This is a genomic window from Micromonospora sp. B11E3, assembly GCF_039871625.1.
Lineage (GTDB): Bacteria > Actinomycetota > Actinomycetes > Mycobacteriales > Micromonosporaceae > Micromonospora.
Map to the genome: position 1 here is coordinate 34,736 of NZ_JBDPMC010000007.1, position 22,171 is coordinate 56,906.

The following is a 22,171-nucleotide window of genomic DNA, read 5'->3' on the forward strand; positions in this document are numbered from 1 at the left end:
CGCGAAACGGCCCCGGCACCGGACTCAACGAACGCCCGGGTGGCCGGACACGCCCACCGGCTCGCCGCCGTCCCGCCCCGGTACGCCCCCCGAGGCGTACCGCGCCAGGGCCCGGCGGTAGCCGAGCAGCCCGGCCGGCAGGACCGTGAACGCGTAGCAGGCGACCCCCACGAACGGGATGGCCGTGAGCCCGTACGCGGTCGCGCCGTACCACTTGCCGGGCACCGAGAGCCCGAGGTAGACCACCAGCCCGACCAGTTGGGGACGGACCACGCCGGCGGCGTTCTGCACCATCATCAGCGGGGAGAACCCGCTCAGCAGCAGCCACCACAGCGCGAGGCCGACCAGCAGCCACCGGTCCCCGCCCAGCGGGTACGGCAGCCAGGCCGCGAAGAGGCGGTCGCCGAAGGCCACGAGGGCGGTGGACGGAAGCAGGATGCTGACGATCGACAGGAGCGTCATCCGGCGCGCCGTCCGGCGGACCCAGGCCACGTCCCCGCGGGCCAACGCCTCGCCGTTGGCCGCCCAGAGCGGCATGTTCACCATCACCATGAGCCCGCCGAGCTGCATCATGAGCTTGGCCGGGATCGCGAAGGCGGTGGTGCTCGCCAACCCGAGGGTGTGCGCGATGATCAGGTTGTCCACGTTGTTGGCCACCGCCATCACGATGGTCACCGCGAAGAAGAGCCCGCTGATCCGCAGCAGCCCGCCGGCGAGCCGGCGGTCGACGGCGGACGGTCGCGGCCGCAGCTGCGGCATCCGCCACCAGTAGACCCACACCGTGTTGACGACGGTCACCAGCAGCGGCGCCGCCGCCATGACGGCGACGACCACGACGGGCGGCAGCCCGGCCCCGACGACGAGCAGGACCAGGGGCAGGGTGACCAGCGAGCCCACCGCCAGCCAGACGTTGCTCTGCCCCACCTGCTGGTACGCGTACTGCACCCGGTTGACCAGGGACAACGGGATGTTCACCACGAAGGCGGTCAGCCAGACCAGCACCATCGCCCTGGTCTCGGCCGGCGTCAGCTCGTCCGTCACGTTGAAGACCGCCGACCAGGGCACCACCGGCGACACCGACCAGAGCAGGGCACAGGCCACCGCGGCGAGCGTGCCCAGCAGGCAGTAGGCGGTCGAGACGTAGCTGCGGGCGCGAGCGGTGTCGCCGGTGGCGTAGCAGCCCGCCAGCTTCGTCATCAGCCCGGTGCCGAGTCCCAGGTCGGCGAACGCGGCCATGGCCGTCAGCGCGACCACCGACATCCAGAGGCCGTACCGTTGCGGCCCCAGATACGACAGGGTGACCGGGATGAGGACGAGCGGGACGAGCTGACCCACGCCCCGGCTCAGGACGGCGGTGAGGATCCCGGTCGCGAGCCGCCGGCTGCGGGAGGCACCCGGGTCGCCGGGCGGTCCCGCCGGCCGGTCCGGGGTGGGCGGCGCCGCCGGGGCGCGGACGGCCCCGGCGAGACCCGGCTCCGCGCGGGACATCGCGCCGGTCAGCGGTCGGCCAGGACGCGGCCGGCGTACCAGTCGACCGTCGCGGCCAGGCCGGCGCGCAGCGGGTGCGGGCACGCCGTCGGGAACAGCTCCCGCAGCCGCGCGCAGTCGGCCTGCGAGTCGCGGACGTCCCCCGGCCGGGGCGGGCCGTGGACGACCGGCAGGTGCCGGCCGAGCACGGCCTCCAACTCGGCGATGAGGTCCAGCAGGGAGACCCGCGCGCCGAAGGCGAGGTTCACGGTGTCCGGCGCGGCCACCCGGCGCAGGATCGCGTCGACGATCACCGAGGTCACGCTGCCGACGTAGGTGAAGTCACGGGTCTGCTGGCCGTCGCCGTGGACCTGCAGCGGCCGGCCGGCCAGCGCGGCGCTGACGAACCGGGGCACCACCGCCGCGTACGCGTGGTCGGCCGCCTGCCGCGGCCCGAAGACGTTGAAGAACCGCAGCGGCAGCACCCGCATGTCGTAGCAGGCGGCGTACGCGTTGGCGTACGCCTCGGTGGCCAGCTTGGACACCGCGTACGGGCTGACGGGCATGGGCCGCAACGTCTCCCGGCGCGGCAGGACGGGGTTGGCGCCGTAGACCGAGGACGAGGAGGCCACGACGACGTGTGGCACGGCGTGCCGGCGGGCCGCCTCCAGCACGGTCAGCGTGCCGGTGGCGTTGGCGTGGTGGCTGCGCAGCGGGTCGTCGATGGACCGGGGCACCGAGCCGAGGGCGCCCAGGTGGACCACGCTGGCCGCACCGGGCACCGCCTCGTCGAGCAGGTCGGGGTCGAGGACGGTGCCGGTCAGCAGCTGGGCGGGCACGTCCAGCAGGTTGTCCAGCGACCCCGTGGAGAGGTCGTCCACGACGACGATCTCCCGTACCCCGGGGGTCTCGGCCAGGACCCGGACCAGGTTGGCGCCGATGAAGCCGGCCCCGCCGGTCACCACGATCTTCACGACTGCTCCCGTCCGTGGCTCCGCACGCCCTCGGGCCCGCCCGGCGCGACGTGGTGTGGTGTGGCGGCCCGCCAGGCCCGGTACCAGTCGAGCGTCTGCCGGACCCCCTCCTCCAGCGGCACGCTCGGCTCGAAGCCGGTCAGCCGCCGCAGCCGGCTCAGGTCCGGGCAGCGGCGCTGCACCGAGCGGGCCGGCGCCGGCAGGTGCCGCACGTCCGGCGCGACGCCGGCCAGGCGGAGCACCAGCTTGGCGAGGTCGGCGATGTTGGTCTGTTCGCTGTCGTCGCCGATGTGCACGATCTGGTCGTCCGCCGCCGGGGTGGCCATCAGCCGGACCACCGCCTCGACCGCGTCGGCCACGTGGCAGAACGCGCGGAACTGGTCCGCCCCCCAGATCCGGAAGGGGTTCTCGCCGGCCAGCGCCCGCAGGATCATCTCCGGGATCACGTGGTCCGTCCCCATCCGGGGGCCGTAGACGTTGTGGAAGCGGCCGACCACCACGGGGCAGCCCTTGGCGCGGGCCCCGTGCAGCAGCAGCGCCTCGCCGGCCAGCTTGCTGATCGCGTACGCCAGCCGGGGCGAGGCCACGTCGGCGATCGTGACGGCCACCTCCTCGGGGGTCGGCACGGGCACCAGCCCGGCGTCCACCCCGCCGGCGTACACCTCGCTGGTGGAGCTGAAGAACACCTTGGGGCCGGGGCGCAGCCAGTCCACCAGGTGCGCGGCGGTGAGCGTGTTGACCCGCAGCACCCGGGCCGGATCGGCCTCGACGTTGCGCACCCCGACCACCGCGGCGAGCAGGTACACCTGGTCGACGTCGCGGGGCAGCTCCGGCCACGCCCGCGGCTCCGTCAGGTCGGCCGACACCACGTCCACGGCCGGCGAGTGCCGCAGGGCGCCCAGCCGCTCGTCGTCGCGTCCGCGCGAGAAGTCGTCGACGACGATCACCCGGTGGCCGTCGGCGACGAGCCGCTCGACCAGGTGCAGTCCGATGAACCCGGCCCCGCCGAGCACCAGCGCCCGCATCAGGCCGGCACCGTCGCGCTCGATGCGTCCCGGCGCGCCGGCGGCGCGGGTGGCCCGGCGTCGGCCGGCAGGTAACCGATGCCGGCGTACCGCACACCGGCCGCCCGGATCTCCGCCTCGTCCAGGATCCGCCAGGAGTCGAAGACCAGCCGCACGCCCGTCCCGCGCAGCATCGCGCCGACCGGAAGCGCCCGGTAGTCCGGATGGTCGTTGAGGACCAGCACGGCGTCGGCCTCCGCGAAGGCCTTGTCCAGGCTGGTGGGGACGCCCCCGTGCCGCTGGATCACCTCGTCCGTCACCATCGGGTCGTGCCCCAGCACCACCAGCCCGGCGTCGGCGAGGATCGGCAGCATCGTGGTGACGGGGGTGCCGCGCATGTCGTCGGTGGGGGGCCAGCCCTTGTACGCCCAGCCGAGCACCGCCAGCCGCGCGCCGCGCGCCTCGCCACGCTCCTGCCGCAGCAGCTCGACCACCCGGCGGGCGACGTGCGCGGGGAGGTGCTCGTTGAGCCGCCGCGCGGCCCCGACCAGGAACGGCGGGCGTTCCCCGGCGCTCTCCACCATCAGGTACGGGTCCTTCGACAGGCATCCGCCGCCGACGTACCCGGGACGGCTCAGGTCGGGCCGGGGGTAGTCGAGGTTGGCGGCCCGGATGACCTCGAGCGGGTCCAGGCGGTGCGCCTCGGCGATGAGCGCCAGCTCGTTGCCGTACGAGTAGATCAGGTCGGTGTGGCAGTTGTTGGCGAGCTTCACCAGCTCCGCGGCCTCCAGGCTGGACACGGGGACGAGCTGCCGCGCCAGTCCGCCGAAGAACTCCAGGCCGGCCCGCAGGCTCGCCTCGTCCAGCCCGCCGACGACCTGCGGCAGCTCGACCAGCTCACGCAGCGCCTGCCCCTGGATGGTGCGCTCGGGCGCCATGACCAGCCGGACGTCGTCGCCCCAGGCCGCGGCCAGCGGCGGCAGCACCACGCCTCGGCTGGTGCCGACCGGCACGGTGCTGCGTACCACCACCAGGGTCCCGGGCCGGCACCCGGCGGCCACCGCCTCGGCCGCGGCGGCCAGGTTCTCCAGCCGCGCCCGGTGGCTGGCCGGGTCGACGGGGGTGGAGACGCACAGCACGACGGCGTCGAGGTCGGCCGGCAGGCTGTCGGCGACGAGGAGCGACCGGCCGACCTGCCGCGCGAGCACCTCGTCGATGCCGGGCTCGAAGATGTGCGGCCGGCCCGCCCGCAGCGTCTCGCGGACGGTCGGTTGGGTGTCGACGCCGTGCACCTGGTAACCCTGGTCGGCCAGCGCCGCGGCGAGGGTCACGCCGACGTAGCCGAGCCCGACGACCCCGATCTTCTGGTACAACGTCTACTCCTTCGGCAGCGGTGCGTGGGCGGGGCCGGTGGCCTCGCTCCAGATGGCTTTGACGGTGTCGGCGAGGTCGTACGACGGCGCCCAGCCGAGGGCCCGCGCGGCCGACGAGACGTCGGCGCACATCCACGGCACGTCGGCCGTGCGGGCCGCGCCCGGCGCCGGCGCGGCCTCGGTGACGGCCCCGGTGAACCCGGCGACGGCGGCGAGCATCCGCACCGCCTCCCGGATCCGCACGGCGGATCCGCTGCCGACGTTGAGGACCGGGTCGGGCACCGACGGCAGCCGCACGGCGGCGCGCACCGCGAGCGCCACGTCCCGGACGTCCACGAGGTCCCGGTACGCGTCGAGCGGGCCGAGGGCGATCTCGGGGCCGCCCCGCGTGAGCGCGTCGCGCAGCAGCCGGGCGGCCCGGCCCAGCACGCTCTCCTCCGGCAGACCCGGACCGATCGGGTTGAACACCCTCAGCACCACCGCGTCCAGCCGGCCGGCGGCGACCGCCAGCTCCACCAACCGGGTGGCGCTCAGGTGGCTCAGGCCGTAGCCGCCGACCGGCTCGGCGGGGTCGCTCTCCCGGACCGGCCGGCCGTACGGCGGGCGCCCGTACTCGCCGGCGGAGCCGAGCCGGACCAGCCGGGCCCGGGGCGCGGCCAGCGCGACCGCCTCGATGAGCTTCGCGGTCACCAGGGTGTGCGCGCGGACCAGTTCGTGGTCGCTGCCGCCCAACCGGCCGGTGCAGTTGACCACCGCCGTGGGCCGGGCCTGCCGGACGAGCGCGGCGAGGTCGGGCAGCGCGACGTCCACCAGGTCGCACTCGGCACGGCGCGGGCAGACGAGGGTCGCCTCACCGGCGAGGGCCGCCCGGACGTGCCGGCCCAGGAAGCCGGAGCCGCCGAAGAGCAGGACCCGGCTCATGCCGGGGTCCGTACCGACGCGGGCAGCAGGACCGGCCGCAGCGCCTCGAAGGTCCGGTTGGCCTCGTCGTAGTCCTCGGGCCGGCCGATGTCGAGCCAGTGCCCCTCGAACGGGTAGTCGGCGGGGTACTGGCCCTGGCCGATGAGGTCGAGCATCAGCTCGTCGAAGCCGAAGGCCCGGCCGACCGGGTAGGACGCGATGGTCTTGGTGGACAGCCCGTAGACCCCCATGCTGACCCGGTAGTCGAGGGTCGGTTTCTCGGTGAACTCGACCACCCGCCCGTCGGCCACGGAGAGCACGCCGAAGTCGATCCGTACGCTGCGCCGGAAGGTGGCCACGGTCACCGGCGCGCCGGACGCCACGTGGGTGCGCAGCAGGTCGGCGTAGTCCAGGTCGGTGAGAATGTCGCCGTTCATCACGAGGAAGTGCTCGGGCAGCCTGTCACGGAGCCCGAACAGCGGCCCGACGGTCGACAGCGGGACGCGTTCCTCGGTGTAGTCGACCCGCAGCCCGAAGCGCCGGCCGTCGCCGACGAAGGCCCGGATGAGCGATCCCAGGTGGTTGATCGCCAGCGTGGCGTGGGTGAACCCGCACGCGGCGAGCTGGTGCAGGACGATCTCGAGAATCGCGTAGCTGTCCCCGATCGGCACCAACGGTTTCGGCAGCGCGGTGGTGTACGGCCGCAGGCGGGTGCCCAGGCCACCTGCCATGATCACGACGTGCATGTCGCACCGATCGGGCCGGCACCGCCGGTGGCCACGGTCTTCAACGTCGCTCCCATCCATGGGGTTGCCGGTTCTGTCCCCAGGCGCATCGCCTGTAACAGGACTAACGGGCACAATCGACGTTAGTTATGCCAAATGTCCGACTTCCCGGGCAGCCGGAAGCTGCCCGGACCGGCGGCCGTTCAGGGGCGGCGGCAGTTCAGGGGCGGCGGCAGTTCAGTCCTGCTTGAGCACCTGCGTCACCAGCTCGCGGGCCTCGTCCTGGATGCGGGCCAGGTGCTCCGGGCCCTGGAACGACTCCGCGTAGATCTTGTACACGTCCTCGGTGCCGGAGGGGCGCGCGGCGAACCAGCCGGAGGCGGTGCTCACCTTGAGCCCGCCGATCGGGGCGCCGTTGCCCGGCGCCGTGGTCAGGGTCGCGGTGATCGGCTCGCCCGCCAGCTCGGTCGCGCTCACCTGCTCCGGGGAGAGCCTGCCCAGCACGGCCTTCTCCTCCCGGCTGGCCGGGGCGTCGATCCGGGCGTACGCGGGGGCGCCGAACCGCTCGGCCAGGCCCGTCCAGTGCTGGCTCGGTGTCCGCCCGGTGGTCGCGACGATCTCCGCGGCGAGCAGGCAGAGCAGGATGCCGTCCTTGTCGGTGGTCCAGACGCCACCGTCGCGGCGCAGGAAGGACGCCCCCGCGCTCTCCTCGCCGCCGAAGCCCACCGTGCCGTCGAGCAGGCCCGGCACGAACCACTTGAACCCGACCGGCACCTCCAGCAGCGGCCGGCCGAGGTCGGCGGCCACCCGGTCGATCATCGAGCTGGAGACCAGGGTCTTGCCCACCGCGGCGGCCGGGCCCCACGTGTCGCGGGTGCGGAACAGGTGCGCGATCGCCACCGCGAGGTAGTGGTTCGGGTTCATCAGGCCGCCGTCGGGGGTGACGATGCCGTGCCGGTCGGCGTCGGCGTCGTTGCCGGTGGAGACCTGGTAGTCGGCGCGGGCCGCGATCAGCGACGCCATCGCGTTCGGCGAGGAGCAGTCCATCCGGATCCGGCCGTCGCCGTCGAGGGTCATGAAGCGCCAGGTCGGGTCGACCGTCGGGTTGATCACCGTGAGGTCGAGCCGGTGCCGGTCGGCGATCTCCCCCCAGTACGCCACGCTGGCCCCGCCGAGCGGGTCCGCGCCGACGCGCACCCCGGCGGCCCGGACCGCGTCGAGGTCGACGGCGGCGGGCAGGTCGTCGACGTACCGGCCGAGGAAGTCGTACCCGCCGGTGGTGTCGGCGGCGCGGGCCCGCGCGTACGGGATCCGCCGCACCTCCGTCAGCCCGCCGGCCAGGATCGCGTTGGCCCGGTCCTGGATCCACCTCGTGACGTCGGTGTCGGCCGGCCCGCCGTGGGTCGGGTTGTACTTGAACCCGCCGTCCTCCGGCGGGTTGTGCGACGGGGTGATCACGATGCCGTCGGCCAGCCCCCGGGTGCGCCCCCGGTTGTGGGTCAGGATGGCGTGCGACAGGGCCGGGGTGGGGGTGTAGCCGTCCCGGCTGTCCAGCAGCACGGTCACGTCGTTGGCGGCGAGCACCTCCAGCGCGTCGACGGCCGCCGGGGCGGACAGGGCGTGGGTGTCCCGGCCGAGGAACAGCGGCCCGTCCAGCCCCCGCTCCCGCCGGTAGTCACACAGCGCCTGGGTTACGGCGAGGATGTGGTCGGAGTTGAACGCGTTGCGCAGGCTCGAGCCCCGGTGGCCGGACGTGCCGAAGGAGACCTGCTGCGCCGGGTCGGCCGGGTCGGGGTGCTCGGCGTAGTAGGCGGTGACCAGGCGGGGCACGTCGACCAGGTCGGCGGGCTCGGCGGGCTGGCCGGCACGGGGGTGGGCCACTGCTGCAACCTCCAGGGACGGTACGGACCCTCACTCTTTCCCGGCGACGCGGGCGTCACACGTGGCTCAACATTCCACGCGCTGCCCCTTGCCGATCACCACGATCCCGTTTTCGGAGACCGTGTACCGCTGCCGGTCCCGTTCGAGGTCGACGCCGATCTCGGCGCCCTCCGGCACGTAGACGTTCTTGTCGAGGATCGCCCGGCGGACCACGGCGTGCCGGCCGATCTCGACGCCCTCCATGAGCACCGCGCCGTCGACCTGCGCCCACGAGTGGACCCGGACCTTCGGCGAGACGACCGAGTTCTCCACCAGCGACCCGGAGATCACGGCGCCGGGCGAGATCATCGAGCCGACGGCCCGGCCGACCCGCTCGCCCCACTGGTGCACGAACTTCGCCGGCGGGTACGGCGGCTGCTCCGTGTAGATCGGCCACTCGAAGTTGTAGAGGTTGAACACCGGGTGCACGTTGATCAGGTCCATGTGCGCGTCGTAGAACGAGTCGAGCGTCCCCACGTCCCGCCAGTAGCCGCGGTCGCGGTCGGTGCTGCCCGGCACCTCGTTGTCGCGGAAGTCGTAGACGTTGGCCTCGCCCCGCTCGACCAGCATCGGAATGATGCTGCCGCCCATGTCGTGCTTGCTGGTCTTGTCCTCCGCGTCGCGCTCGACCGCCTCGCAGAGCGCCTTCGTGGTGAACACGTAGTTGCCCATCGACGCGTAGATCTGGTCCGGGGCGTCCGGCAGGCCGACGGCGTCGGTGGGCTTCTCGCGGAACGCCCGGATGCGCCGGCCGTCCTCGGCGACCTCGATGACACCGAACTGGTCGGCCGTCGACAGCGGCTGCCGGATGCCCGCGACGGTCACCCCCGCGCCGGAGGCGATGTGGTCGTCCACCATCTGCCGCGGGTCCATCCGGTAGATGTGGTCGGCACCGAAGACGATCACGTAGTCCGGCTGCTCGTCGTTGATCAGGTTGAAGCTCTGGTAGATCGCGTCGGCGGAGCCGGCGAACCACCACGGGCCGCGGCGCTGCTGGGCCGGCACCGGCGTGACGTAGTTGCCGAGCAGCGTCGACATCCGCCAGGTCTTGGTGATGTGCCGGTCCAGCGAGTGGGACTTGTACTGGGTCAGCACGACGATCTTCAGGAAGCCGGCGTTGGCGAGATTGGACAGCACGAAGTCGACCATCCGGTACATCCCGCCGAACGGCACGGCCGGCTTGGCCCGGTCCGTGGTGAGCGGCATCAGGCGCTTGCCCTCCCCGCCGGCGAGCACGATCGCGAGCACCTTGTCAGCCATGCTCAGACGCTATCCACCCGGGCCCGACTTCACCACTCGGACGGGCACAGTCGCGTGCCGGGTGCGCGGCGGGCTTCTGCACTAGGGTGCCGGGCATGACCGAGTCCGCACCGCTGCGCGTCGACCTGCTGACCCGCGAGTACCCGCCGGAGGTCTACGGCGGGGCCGGCGTGCACGTCGAGTACCTCGCCCGGGAGCTGCGCCGGCTCGCCGACGTACGGGTGCACTGCTTCGGGGCGCCGCGCGCCGAGCCGGGCGTCACCGCGTACGCCGAGCCGCCCGGCCTGGCCGGCGCGAACGCCGCGCTGCGCACGATGGGCGTCGACCTGGAGATGGCCGCCGGCTGCGCCGGCACCGACGTGGTGCACAGCCACACCTGGTACGCGAACCTGGCCGGGCACACCGCGAAGCTGCTGCACGGGGTGCCGCACGTGGTCACCGTGCACAGCCTGGAGCCGCTGCGGCCGTGGAAGGCCGAGCAGCTCGGCGGCGGGTACGCGCTGTCGTCCTGGTGCGAGCGCACCGCCGTGGAGGCGGCCGACGCGGTGATCGCGGTCAGCGCGGGGATGCGCGCCGACGTGCTGACGGCGTACCCGGCGGTCAACCCCGACCGGGTCCGGGTCGTGCACAACGGCATCGACACCGCGCAGTACGCCCCCGACAAGGCCACGGACGTGCTGGACCGGCTCGGCATCGACCCGTCCCGCCCGAGCGTCGTGTACGTCGGCCGGATCACCCGGCAGAAGGGCCTGCCGTACCTGCTGCGGGCGGCCCGGGAGCTGCCGGCCGACGCCCAGCTCGTGCTGCTGGCCGGCGCGCCGGACACCCCGGAGATCGCCGCCGAGGTGGAGGGCCTGGTGGCCGAGCTGCGGGCCAACCGTTCCGGGGTGGTCTGGGTGGCCGAGATGCTGCCCAAGCACGAGGTCATCCAGGTGCTCACCCACGCCACGGTCTTCGTCTGCCCGTCCGTGTACGAGCCGATGGGCATCGTCAACCTGGAGGCGATGGCCTGCGAGACGGCGGTGGTGGCCACCGCCACCGGCGGCATCCCCGAGGTCGTCGCCGACGGCGAGACGGGCCTGCTGGTCCCGATCGAGCAGGCCACCGACGGCAGCGGCCGGCCGCTGCACCCGGAACGCTTCGTGGCCGACCTGGCGGCCCGGATCAACGAGCTGCTGGCCGACCCGGCGCGGTCGGCCGAGTTCGGCCGGGCAGGGCGACGGCGGGCGGTCGAGCACTTCTCCTGGGACGCCATCGCCGCGCGGACCCTGGAGGTGTACCGGTCGGTCGGCGCCACCGGCTGACGCCGGCCCTAACCCTGATCAGCGAGTCCGTGCGCTACCGAACGCCGTCGCCGACGCGAAGATCTGCGCAACTTCGCTGAAGATGTTGTCTCACGGCGACTGGAGGCGGCATCTTCAGCGAAGTTGCGCGAGTCTTGGGCGGGCGCCCGGGGGTCGGCCGGGGAGCTCGGCGGATCTAGGCGGCGGTGACGCGGACCGCGTCGGCGATCACGTAACCGGTGCCGGTCGTCCACCGGCTCACCCCGACCACGTTGTGGTCACCGGCGGCGAGGGTGAAGGTGCCGAGGACGACCCACCGGCCGCCGCCCGTACGCTGGTCGACGTTGACCGTCCGGTTGCCGCCGGTGGTCACGATCACGTGTGGCGTGGCGGCGTTGTAGCCGGAGTTGCTCGGGTACCAGACCTCGACGCGGTAGCTCGTGGTGGCCGGGATGTCGACCTTGAACCAGGCCGGGTCGCTGGCCGCCACGGGGGTGGCGAACCGGTAGTCGGTGCCGTACCGCTGCGTCGAGAACGACGAGACGCCCCAGTTCGCGCTCGCGGTGAACCGCCCCGCCGTGGTGTTGTCCACGGTCGCGCTGAAGCCGCCGGCGGTCACCACCGCGCCCACGCTCGCCGCGCTCTCGTTGTGCAGGCGGTCCAGTGCGCTCACGTGGTAGGTGTACGTGCCCGCCGCCGCGGTCCTGTCGGTGAACGAGCCGGTCGTGCCGGTGGCCCGGACGGTGGCGATCAGGTTCGTGGCGTCGGCGAAGGCGCAGGCGTCGGTCGGGCCGCTGCCGCTGACCCGGTACACCGCGTACGACGTCGGCGTCCCCGATCCGCCGGCCCGCCAGTTGAGCGTGACCCCGCCGGCGCCGGACCCGGCCGAGGTGATGGCGGGTGCCGCCGGCGCCGCTCCGCCCAGGTGGGCGGCGACCGGGATCAACGCCGGGCGACTGTAGTGGTCCGCGGCCATCCGGCTCACCCCACCGAGCCGGTCGGCGCGTACGTCCTTCGCGCTGAAGTGGATGTCGCCGAGGACCCGCGGATGGTTCCGGTTGAGCAGCAGGTGGTCGGTCAGCTCGGCCGGGTCCTGCCACGCCGGGTCCTGGCCGGTGGCGCCGAGACGGTAGGTGGCCTGACCGACGAGGAGCTGGACCCGGGTTCCGGACACCACGTCGGACCACCACGGGACCAGGACCGCGTAGTCGGCGACGCTGAACCCGATGTGCCAGTAGATCTGCGGCGCGATGTAGTCGATCCACTGCTGCCTGACCCAGCGCCGGGTGTCGGCGTAGATCGCGTCGTGGGACTGCAGCCCGCTGGTGGCCGAGCCCAGCGGGTCGGTCGACGAGTTACGCCAGATGCCGAACGGGCTGATCCCGAACTTCACCCAGGGCTTGACCGCCTTGATGCGCTGGCCCATCTCCTGCACCAGCAGGTTCACGTTGTTGCGCCGCCAGTCGGCGATGTTGCCGAATCCGCTGCCGTAGGCGGCGTACGTCTGCTCGTCCGGGATCTGCTCGGTGCCGGACGGGTACGGGTAGAAGTAGTCGTCCCAGTGCACGCCGTCGACGTCGTACCGGTTGACCGCGTCCATCATCGCGTCCTCGACGAACGCGCGCACCGTCGGGATGCCCGGGTTGTAGTAGAGCTTGCCGCCGTAGGAGAAGACCCAGTCCGGATGCTGCCGGGCCGGGTGGCCGGCGACCAGCCGGGACGGGTCGTTGTGGGTGGCGACGCGGTACGGGTGGAACCAGGCGTGGAACTCCAGGTTCCGGGCGTGCGCCTCGGCGACCATGAACGCCAGCGGGTCGTACCCGGGATGCGCGCCCTGGGTGCCGGTGAGCCACTGCGACCACGGCTCGTACGGCGAGGGCCAGAAGGCGTCCGCGGCGGGCCGGATCTGCACGACCACCGCGTTCATGTTGCGCTGTGCCGCCAGGTCGAGCCAGGAGCGGAACTCGGCCTGCTGGGTGGACACGCTCAGGCCGGTGCCGCTGGGCCAGTCGATGTTCGCCACGCTGGAGATCCACATGGCTCTGTACTGCCGCTTCGGGGTCGCCGGGTTGGTCTGACAGGCGGTTGTCCCGACCGCCTGCCGGCTGGTCGCCCCGGCCGGTGCCGCGACCGTCAGGACGCCGGCGGCGGTCACCGCGGCGACCGCCGAGGCGAGGATACGGAACCACAGAGTTCGATGCGTGCCCACGGTGGGAGTCTTCGGCACAGCACGGGAGCAGTGCAAGACTTCGGTTCGTCGACGCCGCAGCCGAGCGCGAAGCGATCTCGGGCAGTACGTTGAACCGGTGACCGGACGGTTTCCGATCGAAGACGTGACCCCCGTCGTCTCCTGCGGTCGCTACCCCGCGAAGGCGGTGGTGGGCGAGCTGGTGCCGGTGTCGGCGCGCGCCTACCGGGAGGGCCACGACGCCCTCGGCTGCAACGTCGTCTGGCTGGGCCCGGACGGCCGGGCGCGCCCGTTCACCCGGATGCGCCCCGGCGAGCCCGGCCAGGACCGCTGGCACGCCACGATCCGTCCCGACGCGGTCGGCGAGTGGACCTTCACCGTGGAGGCGTTCGACGACCCGTACCTGACCTGGCAGAACGCGGTGACGAAGAAGATCGCCGCCGGGCAGGGGCCGGCGGAGCTGGCCAACGACCTGGCCGAGGGCGTCCGGGTGCTGACCGCCGCCCTGGAGCTGGTCCCGGCCGCCGACGCCGACCGGGTGCGCGCGGCCGTGGCGGCGCTGGCCGACGAGCGGCAGCCCCCGCAACGGCGGGTCGCCCCGGCGCTCGCCCTCGCCGACCTGCTCTGGGAGCATCCGGTGCGCGCGCTGGTCACCACCGGCGAGCAGCGCCGGCTCTGGGTGGACCGCCCCCGGGCGCTCTTCTCCGCCTGGTACGAATTCTTCCCCCGCTCGGAGGGGGCGGTCCCGGCGACCGTCGACGCGCCCGCGCGCTCCGGCACCTTCGCCACCGCCATCCAGCGGCTGCCGGGGGTCGCCGCGATGGGCTTCGACGTGCTCTACCTGCCCCCGATCCACCCGATCGGCCGGGTCAACCGCAAGGGCCGCAACAACGCGCTCACCGCCGGGCCGGACGACGTCGGCTCGCCCTGGGCGATCGGGGCGGCCGAGGGCGGCCACGACGCCATCCACCCCGACCTGGGCACGGCGGAGGACTTCCGGGACTTCGTCGCCGCCGCCGCCGAGCAGGGCCTGGAGGTGGCGATGGACCTGGCGTTGCAGTGCGCCCCGGACCACCCCTGGGTGACCGAGCACCCGGAGTGGTTCACCACCCGGGCCGACGGCAGCATCGCGTACGCGGAGAACCCGCCGAAGAAGTACCAGGACATCTACCCGCTGAACTTCGACAACGACCCGGAGGGCATCCGGGCGGAGATCCTGCGGGTGGTGCTGCACTGGGTCGGCGAGGGGATCCGGATCTTCCGGGTCGACAACCCGCACACCAAGCCGCTCGACTTCTGGCACTGGCTGATCGGGGAGGTCAAGAAGGTCGAGCCGGACGTGCTGTTCCTGGCCGAGGCGTTCACCCGGCCGGCCGTCATGCACGGCCTCGGCAAGATCGGCTTCACCCAGTCGTACACGTACTTCACCTGGCGCACGAGCGCGGCCGAGATGCGGGCGTACTGCGAGGAGCTGGTCGCCGCGGCCGACTACATGCGGCCGAACTTCTGGCCGAACACGCCGGACATCCTGCACGAGTCCCTCCAGCACGGCGGCCCGCCGATGTTCAAGATCCGGGCGGTGCTGGCCGCGCTGCTCTCCCCCTCCTGGGGCATGTACGCCGGCTTCGAGCTGTTCGAGCACGAGGCCCGCCCCGGCGCGGAGGAGTACCTGGACAACGAGAAGTACGAGCTGCGCCCCCGCGACTGGGCCGGCGCGCAGGAGCAGGGGCGGTCGCTGGCCCCGTTCGTCGCCACCCTCAACCGGGTGCGGCGCGAGAATCCGGCCCTGCACCGGCTGCGCAACCTGGTCTTCCACGAGATCGACAACCCGGCGCTGCTGTGCTGGTCCAAGCGCGACCCGGACACCGGCAACACGGTGCTCGTGGTCTGCTCGTTCGACTCTCGCACGGTGCAGTGGGGCAACACCACGCTGGACATGCCGGCGCTGGGCCTCGACTGGCACGAGCGGTTCACCGTGTACGACGAGCTGACCGGCGCCAGCTACGACTGGGGGCAGCGCAACGCGGTCCGGCTCGACCCGTACCTGCAACCCGCGCACGTGTTCACCGTGCGCCGGCCGGCTCCCCCGCCGGCCGCCCCGCCGGCCGTGCCGGCGTCGCCCGACCTGACCGTCGAGGACGTACCCGCCGACCTCTCCGGCGGTACCGCCCCGACCGCCCCGACCTTCGCGGCCGGAAAGGACGACGAACTGTGGACGAGCTGATCGCCGGGCGGGCGCACGACCCGCACGCCGTGCTCGGCGCGCACCCGGCCGAGGGGCGCACCACGATCCGCACCCTGCGCCGGGGCGCCGGCGAGGTGTCGGTGCTGGTGGACGGCGAGCGGCACCCGGCGACGCGGGTGCACGACGTGGGCGTCTTCGAGGCCACCGTGCCGGGCACGGTGCTCGACTACCGGGTGGAGGTGGACGGCGTCGTCCACGACGACCCGTACCGGCACCCGCCCACGCTCGGCGAGCTGGACCTGCACCTGATCGGCGAGGGCCGGCACGAGCGGCTCTGGGAGGCCCTGGGCGCCCGCGTCCTCGACGGGGGCGTGGCGTTCGCCGTGTGGGCGCCGAACGCGCGCGGCGTCCGGGTGGTCGGGGACTTCACCGGCTGGGCCCCGGACGACGGCTGGCCGATGCGCTCGCTGGGCGCCAGCGGGGTGTGGGAGCTGTTCGTCCCGGGCGTCGGCGCCGGCGCGACGTACAAGTACCGGGTCCTCGGCGCCGACGGGCGCTGGCGGGACAAGGCCGACCCCCTGGCCCGGTACGCGGAGACGCCGCCGGCCACCGCGTCGGTGGTGCACCACTCGACGTACGAGTGGTCCGACGCCGACTGGCTGGCGCGGCGCGCGCGGCGGGCGCCGCACCGGGAGCCGATGAGCGTGTACGAGGTGCACCTCGGCTCGTGGCGGCCCGGCCTCGGCTACCGGGAGCTGGCCGAGCAGCTGACCGCGTACGTGACCGAGCTGGGCTTCACGCACGTGGAGTTCCTGCCGGTGATGGAGCACCCGTTCGGCGGCTCCTGGGGCTACCAGGTCACCGGCTACTACGCCCCCACCTCCCGGTTCGGCGACCCCGACGAGTTCCGTCACCTGGTGGACCGGCTGCACGCCGCGGGCGTCGGGGTGATCCTCGACTGGGTGCCCGCGCACTTCCCGAAGGACGAGTGGGCCCTGGCCCGCTTCGACGGCACCCCGCTGTACGAGCACCCCGACCCGCGCCGCGGCGAGCACCCCGACTGGGGCACGTACGTCTTCGACTTCGGCCGCCGGGAGGTGCGCAACTTCCTGGTCGCCAACGCGCTGTACTGGCTGGACGAGTTCCACGTCGACGGCCTGCGCGTGGACGCGGTCGCCTCGATGCTCTACCTGGACTACTCCCGGGCCGAGGGGCAGTGGGCGCCCAACGTGCACGGCGGCCGGGAGAACCTGGAGGCCATCGCGCTCCTGCAGGAGGTCAACGCCACCGTCTACAAGCACCACCCCGGGGCGCTGATGGTGGCCGAGGAGTCCACCGCCTGGTCCGGCGTCACCCGCCCCACATCGGAGGGCGGGCTGGGCTTCGGGTTCAAGTGGAACATGGGCTGGATGCACGACACCCTGCTGTACGCCTCGAAGGACCCGATCTACCGGCAGCACCACCACCATCAGCTCACCTTCTCCCTGGCGTACGCGTGGAGCGAGAACTACGTGCTGCCGATCAGCCACGACGAGGTGGTGCACGGCAAGGGCTCGCTCGCCGCCAAGATGCCCGGGGACGCCTGGCAACGGCTGGCCAACGTGCGGGCGCTGCTGGCGTACATGTGGGCGCACCCCGGCAAGCAACTGCTGTTCATGGGCTGCGAGCTGGCCGACGACCGGGAGTGGAGCGAGGAGCGCGGGCTCGACTGGTACCTGCTGCACGACCCGGCGCGGGCCGGCGTGCGGCGCCTCGTCGGCGACCTCAACCGCGTCTACCGGGACACCCCGGCGCTGTGGGCGCAGGACACCGACCCGGCCGGGTTCCGCTGGATCGCCGCCGACGACGTCGCCAACAACACGGTGTCGTTCGTCCGGATCGCCCCGGACGGCGCGACGCTGGTCTGCGTGGCGAACTTCTCCGCCGTACCGCTGGAGGGCTACCGGATCGGCCTGCCGGCGGCCGGGAGGTGGACGGAGGTGCTCAACACCGACTCCCACCACTACGGCGGGTCGGGGGTGGGGAACCTGGGCGCGGTGGAGGCGGAGGGCGTGCCGTGGCACGGGATGCCGGCGTCGGCGGCGCTGCGGGTGCCGCCGCTGGGCGTGCTCTGGCTCCGCCGAGACTGAGGCGGGCCGCCCCGCCTGGCCGCGGTGCACGCCCTTGGGGCGGGGCGCCGGGCGGGGTAGCAGGGCAGGGTGGGAGCAGCTGGGTTGGGGCGCTGTGGAGCTGCCCCGCCTGTGCGCCCGCCCAGGCTGGACTGCCCCGTTCACGCGGGCAGCTCCACAGGAGCGCGACGACGGTACGCCGGACCGTACGCCGGACCGCGCGACGGCCGTGCGCGATCGCCTCGTCGACCGGCGGGGTAGCCACCACCGCCAGGGTGCGCAGCCCGCCGCGGCCGGTCAGACCAGGCTGGCCTCGCGCAGCAGCTTCCACAGCCCGGCGCCGTCCGGCGCGGAGAGCCACTTCTGCCCCACCGGCCCGGACGACGACCGGCCGGCCGGGGCGGGCAGGGTGCCGGCCAGCACCGCCTGGGTCGGCGAGAGCCGGCGGATCGCCACCCCCGCCACGTTGTCGGGGTGGCCGGCGGCGAACTCCCGGTAGATCTCCTGGTCGTGCTGGCCGTCGTCGCCGATCAGCAGCCAGCGGACGTCGGGGAACTCCCGGGCCAGCCGGGCGAGGGTGGCCCGCTTGTGCTCCCGGCCGCTGCGGAACCACCGGTCGTTCGTCGGCCCCCAGTCGGTGAGCAGCAGCGGCCCGGCCGGGTAGAGGTGCCGGGACAGGAACCGGGTCAGCGTCGGCGCGACGTTCCAGGCGCCGGTGGACAGGTAGAACACCGGCGCGCCGGGGTGCGCGGTGACCAGCCGCTCGTAGAGCACCGCCATGCCGGGCACCGCGGCCCGGGCGTGCTCGTCGAGGACGAACGTGTTCCAGGCGGCCAGCAGGGGCCGGGGCAGCGCGGTCACCATGACCGTGTCGTCGATGTCGGAGAGGATGCCGAACTTCACGCCCGGGTCGAGCACCCGGATCAGCGCCTCGACCGGCTCCGCGTCGGCCACGCTCAGCCGCACCGACGCCCAGCCGGGGGTCAGGTCGGCCTCGACCACGGTGTCGACGAACCCGCTGCGGTCGGCCTGCGCCTCGTGCCGCACCCCGCCGGCCTCGATCGTGACCGTCGCGTACTTGGCGGGCAGGGTGGTGAAGCTGCGCCAGCCGCGGACCTTCTCGGGCCGCTTGCGGGCGCGGACGTCCGGGCGGCCCAGCAGCACCCGGCAGAGCACCCGCGCCCAGCCAGGGGCGCCGTACCCGGCGTACGCGACGATGTTGATCTTCCACCCGGTGCGCCGCAGCCTGCGCTCCACCAGGTTGTGCACGGCGTCCTCGATCCGCGCGGCCCGGTGCAGGTTCGGTACGGCCAGCTGGCCAGCGGGTGTGGGCACGCTGCAACCCTGCCACACCCCGGCGGAGGCGGCCACGCGAGCGGAGACCACCCCCGTCCCGTTTGCCAAGAACGACCCGGAACGCCCGACGCACTCCGTTCGTTACGACGACGGGGGGCGTTGGGTCTTGTCGACAGTCGTGGAACACCGCCGCCGGTGGCGCCCGGCGCTCGACCGGCCGGCGCTCGTCGCGCTCGTGCTCGGGCTGGCCGGGCTCGGCTACCGGCTGGCCCTCGCGCTGCTCACCGTGCCCGCCTCCAACAGCGACGAGGCCACCTTCGGGCTGGCCGCGATGCACATCGCCGCCGGCCGGGAGCACCCGGTCTTCCTCTACGGCCAGCGCTACATGGGCATGCTGGAGTCCTACCTGGCGGCGCCGCTGTTCGCCGTGACCGGGCCGAGCTGGGTCGTGCTGCGGCTGCCACTGCTTCCGCTCTGGGCGCTGTTCGCCTGGGCGATGTACCGGCTGACCCGCCGGATCTGCACCCCGTGGTTCGCCACGCTCGTCGTCGGCCTGCTCGCGCTGGGCCCCGAGCGCGTCGTCCGGGACCACCTCACCACGGTCGGCGGGCGGGCCGAGGCGAAGCCGGCCGTGGTGCTGGTGCTGCTGATCGCCGTGGGGCTGGCCGACGGGCGGGTCGCGGCCCGGCGGCTCGCCGTCGGCGCCGCCGGCCTGCTGGCCGGGCTGGCCTTCTGGTCGGACTGGCTGATCGTGCCGTACCTGGCGGCGGCCGGGCTGGTGCTGGCCTGGGCGCTGCGCCGGGAACTCGTCGGCCGCTCGGGGGCGCTGCTGCTGGCCGGGGCCGCCCTCGGCGCCGCGCCCCTGATCCAGGCCAACCTGGCCGCCCCGCCCGGCCAGGACTCGCTGTCGGTGCTGCGGGCGATCAGCACGAGCACGGGGCCGGTCCCGGCGCTCGCCGACCGGCTGCGCGGCGGGCTGCTGCAGGGCGTGCCGCTGGCCAGCGGCCTCTGCCCGGTGACCGGGTGCGACCGGGGGCCGCAGTGGTTCGGGCTGCTCTACCCGCTGCTGTTGGCGGCCGCCGCCGCGCTCGCGCTGGTCGCGTACCGGCGCGCCGCGAGCCGCGCCGAGCGGGTCGGGCCGGTCGCGCAGCTCGCCCTCGTCGGCGGGGCGGCGCTGACCCTGGCGGCGTACGTCCGCAGCCCGCTGGCCGCCACCGAGCCGCTGGGCAACGCCCGCTACCTGTCGGTGCTCCAGATCTCGCTGCCGATGGTGGTCTGGCCGCTGTGGGTGGCGGCGGTGGCCGCCTGGCGGGGCACGGCGGGCGTCCTCCGCCGGCTGGCCGGGGCGTCGGCCGCCGCGGCGCTGGCGGGGCTGACCGCCGCCGTCCTGGTCACCACCGGCAACTTCGTCGCCATGATCGGGCCGTTGCGGGGCGAGGAACTACTCGCCCGGGAGCTGGCCGACACGGTCCGCCGGGCGGGGCTGCGGGCCGTTTACGCGGAGTACTGGACGTGCAACCGGCTGGTCTTCAACACGGCCGAGGCCGTGGTGTGCGGGGTGCTCGACACCCAGCTGACGCCGGGGCAGAACCGCTACCAGCCGTACTGGCGGGAGGTGGCCCGCGTCGCCCGGCCGGGCTACGTGTTCGCGGCGGACGGCCCGGCGGACCGGCGGCTGCGGGGGCTGCTCGGGGACCGGGCCGACCGGGCCCTGCTCGCCGAGGTGGGCGGCTATCGCGTGTACCACCCGGAGACGGCCGTACGGCCGTGGCGCTGACCGCGGGCCGTACGCTGGCCGGGCCGCCACCCGCCGCACCGAGGAGGTCCCGCCGATGCTCATCCTGCTGCCACCCTCGGAGGGGAAGGCCGAGGCCGGCACCGGCCGGCGGCTGGACCTGACCCGGCTGTCCCTGCCGGAGCTGAACCCGGCCCGGGCGGCCGTGCTGGCCGAGCTGGTCGGGCTCTGCGCGGGCGGGGACGAGGCGGCGGCCCTCGACGCGCTGGGGCTCACCCCGGGGCTCGCCGGGGAGTTGCGCCGCAACGCCCGGCTGGAGCGGGCGGCCACCGCGCCGGCCAGCCGGATCTACACGGGCGTGCTCTACGAGGCCCTGGACCTCGCCTCGCTGCCCCCGGGCGCGCAGCGGGCGGCCCGCCGGTCGGTGCTGGTCAGCTCCGGCCTGTGGGGGGCGCTGCGGCTCACCGACCGGATCCCGCCGTACCGCTGCCCGATCGGGGCGCGGCTGCCCGGCGTGGGGGCGCTGTCGGCGTACTGGCGGCGGACGCTGGCCCCGGCCATGGAGGCGGCGGCCGGCGGCGGGCCGGTGCTGGATCTGCGCTCCGGCGCGTACGCGGCCACCTGGAATCCGCGCGGCGAGCTGGCCGAGCGGACCGTCACGGTGCGGGTGCTGCACGAGCGCGACACCCCGCAGGGGCCGGTCCGGTCGGTCGTCAGCCACTTCAACAAGGCGACGAAGGGACGGCTGGTCCGGGACCTGCTCACCGCCGGCGCCCGCCCCCGCACTGTGGACGAACTGGTGGCCGCCCTGCGCGACCTCAAGTACACGGTGCTGGAGCAGCCACCGGCCGCCGGCCGGCCCCGGGCGGTGGACGTCGTGGTGACGCGGCTGTAACAACCCGGAAACGGAAAGGCTCCGCGACGAGGCCGTTGCCGCAAGATTTCCTCAAGCCTGGCGGCCACGGGTACCACCGGACGGCCCGGCGGGCGACGGTAGGGGGAAACCGACGCCGTAAAGGAGACTGTGGTGGCCCCCGAACCCACGCTGCTCGACCGGCCTCGTCTTCCCGCGGCCCCGCCCCCGCTGGACTGGTCGACCCTCGCCGACGCCTTCGAGCTGGCCTGCCTGCTGCGCTGCACCTCCACGCCCGCCGTGACCGGGCGCCGTTCCCCGCTGCCCGCCCCGGCGGGCGCCGGCGCCGGCGCCGAGTTCAACCGGGAGGAGGCGGCGCACCGGATGCGCCAGCTGCTGGGCCGGCTGGAGATCCCCGTCACCCACGAGGTGGCCACCGGCGGCCTGCGGCGCCGTTACGAGCTGCACCGTCTCCAGGTGCCCCGGGAGTACCGGGCGACGTACGCGGCGCGCATCGAGGTCGGCTGGCGGCAGGGCCGGCGGGAACTGCTCGGCGGGGCCGTCCCGGGGGCGTCGACCGCCCGCCGGGTGTGGCGTCCCCGGCTGGCCGCCGCGGCGTGGCGCGCGGCGCTGCTCGCCGGCGGGCGGCACGTGCGACGGCACATCCTCGGCGTCCGGCTGACCGACCGGGAGCTCGCCGCCGTGCTGGTCCGGGGCGCCGCGCTGTTGGAGGTGCCCGCCCTGCTCCAGCCCGGCGCGGGCTGCTTCGTGGTGTGCGTCGCCGAGGGCCCGGACCGGGAGCGCATCATGCACAGCGTCTCCGTGGAGGTGGCGCCCCGGGTGCGGGTGGCGACCGCGAGCTGACCACCGGCCACCCGGCGGGCTTGCGCCGGGCAGGGT

General features: G+C 74.0%; 16 protein-coding genes. 6 read left to right on the top strand and 10 right to left on the bottom strand.

Annotated features, from left to right (window positions below; all coding sequences use genetic code 11):
- Positions 1 to 24: 24 nt before the first annotated feature.
- The 8 genes from ABGB16_RS05890 to glgC all read right to left on the bottom strand — a co-directional run bounded on the left by ABGB16_RS05890 (position 25) and on the right by glgC (position 9,623).
- Complete coding sequence (locus tag ABGB16_RS05890) at positions 25 to 1,488, bottom strand: lipopolysaccharide biosynthesis protein (RefSeq protein WP_347666925.1); 1,464 nt, start codon at positions 1,486 to 1,488, stop codon at positions 25 to 27.
- A gap of 8 nt (positions 1,489 to 1,496) precedes the next feature.
- Positions 1,497 to 2,441, bottom strand: a complete 945-nt coding sequence (locus ABGB16_RS05895; protein WP_347666926.1) for an NAD-dependent epimerase/dehydratase family protein — start codon at positions 2,439 to 2,441, stop codon at positions 1,497 to 1,499.
- Positions 2,438 to 3,466, bottom strand: coding sequence for an NAD-dependent epimerase/dehydratase family protein (locus tag ABGB16_RS05900; protein ID WP_347666927.1), 1,029 nt, complete (start codon positions 3,464 to 3,466; stop codon positions 2,438 to 2,440). Before ABGB16_RS05900 ends, ABGB16_RS05895 begins: the two co-directional genes overlap by 4 nt.
- Positions 3,466 to 4,818, bottom strand: a complete 1,353-nt coding sequence (locus tag ABGB16_RS05905; protein ID WP_347666928.1) for a nucleotide sugar dehydrogenase — start codon at positions 4,816 to 4,818, stop codon at positions 3,466 to 3,468. Before ABGB16_RS05905 ends, ABGB16_RS05900 begins: the two co-directional genes overlap by 1 nt.
- Before the next feature lie 3 nt (positions 4,819 to 4,821).
- On the bottom strand, positions 4,822 to 5,739 hold the full coding sequence (locus ABGB16_RS05910; RefSeq protein ID WP_347666929.1) for an NAD(P)-dependent oxidoreductase: 918 nt from the start codon (positions 5,737 to 5,739) through the stop codon (positions 4,822 to 4,824).
- On the bottom strand, positions 5,736 to 6,464 hold the full coding sequence (locus ABGB16_RS05915) for a sugar phosphate nucleotidyltransferase (protein WP_347666930.1): 729 nt from the start codon (positions 6,462 to 6,464) through the stop codon (positions 5,736 to 5,738). Before ABGB16_RS05915 ends, ABGB16_RS05910 begins: the two co-directional genes overlap by 4 nt.
- A gap of 216 nt (positions 6,465 to 6,680) precedes the next feature.
- Positions 6,681 to 8,324 (bottom strand): phosphoglucomutase (alpha-D-glucose-1,6-bisphosphate-dependent), encoded by a 1,644-nt coding sequence (gene pgm, locus ABGB16_RS05920; RefSeq protein WP_347666931.1) that lies wholly within the window; start codon positions 8,322 to 8,324, stop codon positions 6,681 to 6,683.
- 66 nt (positions 8,325 to 8,390) lie between these two features.
- Positions 8,391 to 9,623 carry a glucose-1-phosphate adenylyltransferase gene (glgC, locus tag ABGB16_RS05925; protein WP_347666932.1) on the bottom strand — a complete coding sequence of 411 codons (1,233 nt, stop codon included), beginning with the start codon at positions 9,621 to 9,623 and terminating at the stop codon, positions 8,391 to 8,393.
- Positions 9,624 to 9,718: 95 nt separating this feature from the next.
- On the opposite strand from glgC, the gene glgA reads away from it, so the two are divergent.
- The gene (glgA, locus tag ABGB16_RS05930) at positions 9,719 to 10,927 is read left to right on the top strand and encodes a glycogen synthase (RefSeq protein ID WP_347666933.1); all 1,209 of its coding nucleotides are present in this window, start codon (positions 9,719 to 9,721) and stop codon (positions 10,925 to 10,927) included.
- Between the two features lie 175 nt (positions 10,928 to 11,102).
- Here glgA and ABGB16_RS05935 read toward each other — a convergent pair whose 3' ends face one another.
- Positions 11,103 to 12,944, bottom strand: a complete 1,842-nt coding sequence (locus ABGB16_RS05935) for a family 10 glycosylhydrolase (RefSeq protein ID WP_347667018.1) — start codon at positions 12,942 to 12,944, stop codon at positions 11,103 to 11,105.
- A 268-nt stretch (positions 12,945 to 13,212) separates the two neighbouring features.
- On the opposite strand from ABGB16_RS05935, the gene ABGB16_RS05940 reads away from it, so the two are divergent.
- Both ABGB16_RS05940 and glgB read left to right on the top strand, forming a co-directional pair.
- Positions 13,213 to 15,318 (top strand): maltotransferase domain-containing protein, encoded by a 2,106-nt coding sequence (locus tag ABGB16_RS05940; RefSeq protein WP_347666934.1) that lies wholly within the window; start codon positions 13,213 to 13,215, stop codon positions 15,316 to 15,318.
- Positions 15,306 to 17,408 carry a 1,4-alpha-glucan branching protein GlgB gene (gene glgB / locus ABGB16_RS05945; RefSeq protein WP_347666935.1) on the top strand — a complete coding sequence of 701 codons (2,103 nt, stop codon included), beginning with the start codon at positions 15,306 to 15,308 and terminating at the stop codon, positions 17,406 to 17,408. Before ABGB16_RS05940 ends, glgB begins: the two co-directional genes overlap by 13 nt.
- 276 nt (positions 17,409 to 17,684) lie before the next feature.
- On the opposite strand, the gene ABGB16_RS05950 is transcribed toward glgB, so the two are convergent.
- The gene (locus ABGB16_RS05950; protein ID WP_347667019.1) at positions 17,685 to 18,668 is read right to left on the bottom strand and encodes a phosphatase domain-containing protein; all 984 of its coding nucleotides are present in this window, start codon (positions 18,666 to 18,668) and stop codon (positions 17,685 to 17,687) included.
- 181 nt (positions 18,669 to 18,849) lie between these two features.
- On the opposite strand from ABGB16_RS05950, the gene ABGB16_RS05955 reads away from it, so the two are divergent.
- From ABGB16_RS05955 to ABGB16_RS05965, 3 genes are all read left to right on the top strand, one after another.
- On the top strand, positions 18,850 to 20,460 hold the full coding sequence (locus ABGB16_RS05955) for a hypothetical protein (RefSeq protein ID WP_347666936.1): 1,611 nt from the start codon (positions 18,850 to 18,852) through the stop codon (positions 20,458 to 20,460).
- 55 nt (positions 20,461 to 20,515) lie between these two features.
- Positions 20,516 to 21,313 (top strand): peroxide stress protein YaaA, encoded by a 798-nt coding sequence (yaaA, locus tag ABGB16_RS05960; RefSeq protein ID WP_347666937.1) that lies wholly within the window; start codon positions 20,516 to 20,518, stop codon positions 21,311 to 21,313.
- A gap of 132 nt (positions 21,314 to 21,445) precedes the next feature.
- The gene (locus ABGB16_RS05965; RefSeq protein WP_347666938.1) at positions 21,446 to 22,135 is read left to right on the top strand and encodes a hypothetical protein; all 690 of its coding nucleotides are present in this window, start codon (positions 21,446 to 21,448) and stop codon (positions 22,133 to 22,135) included.
- Positions 22,136 to 22,171: the final 36 nt, after the last annotated feature.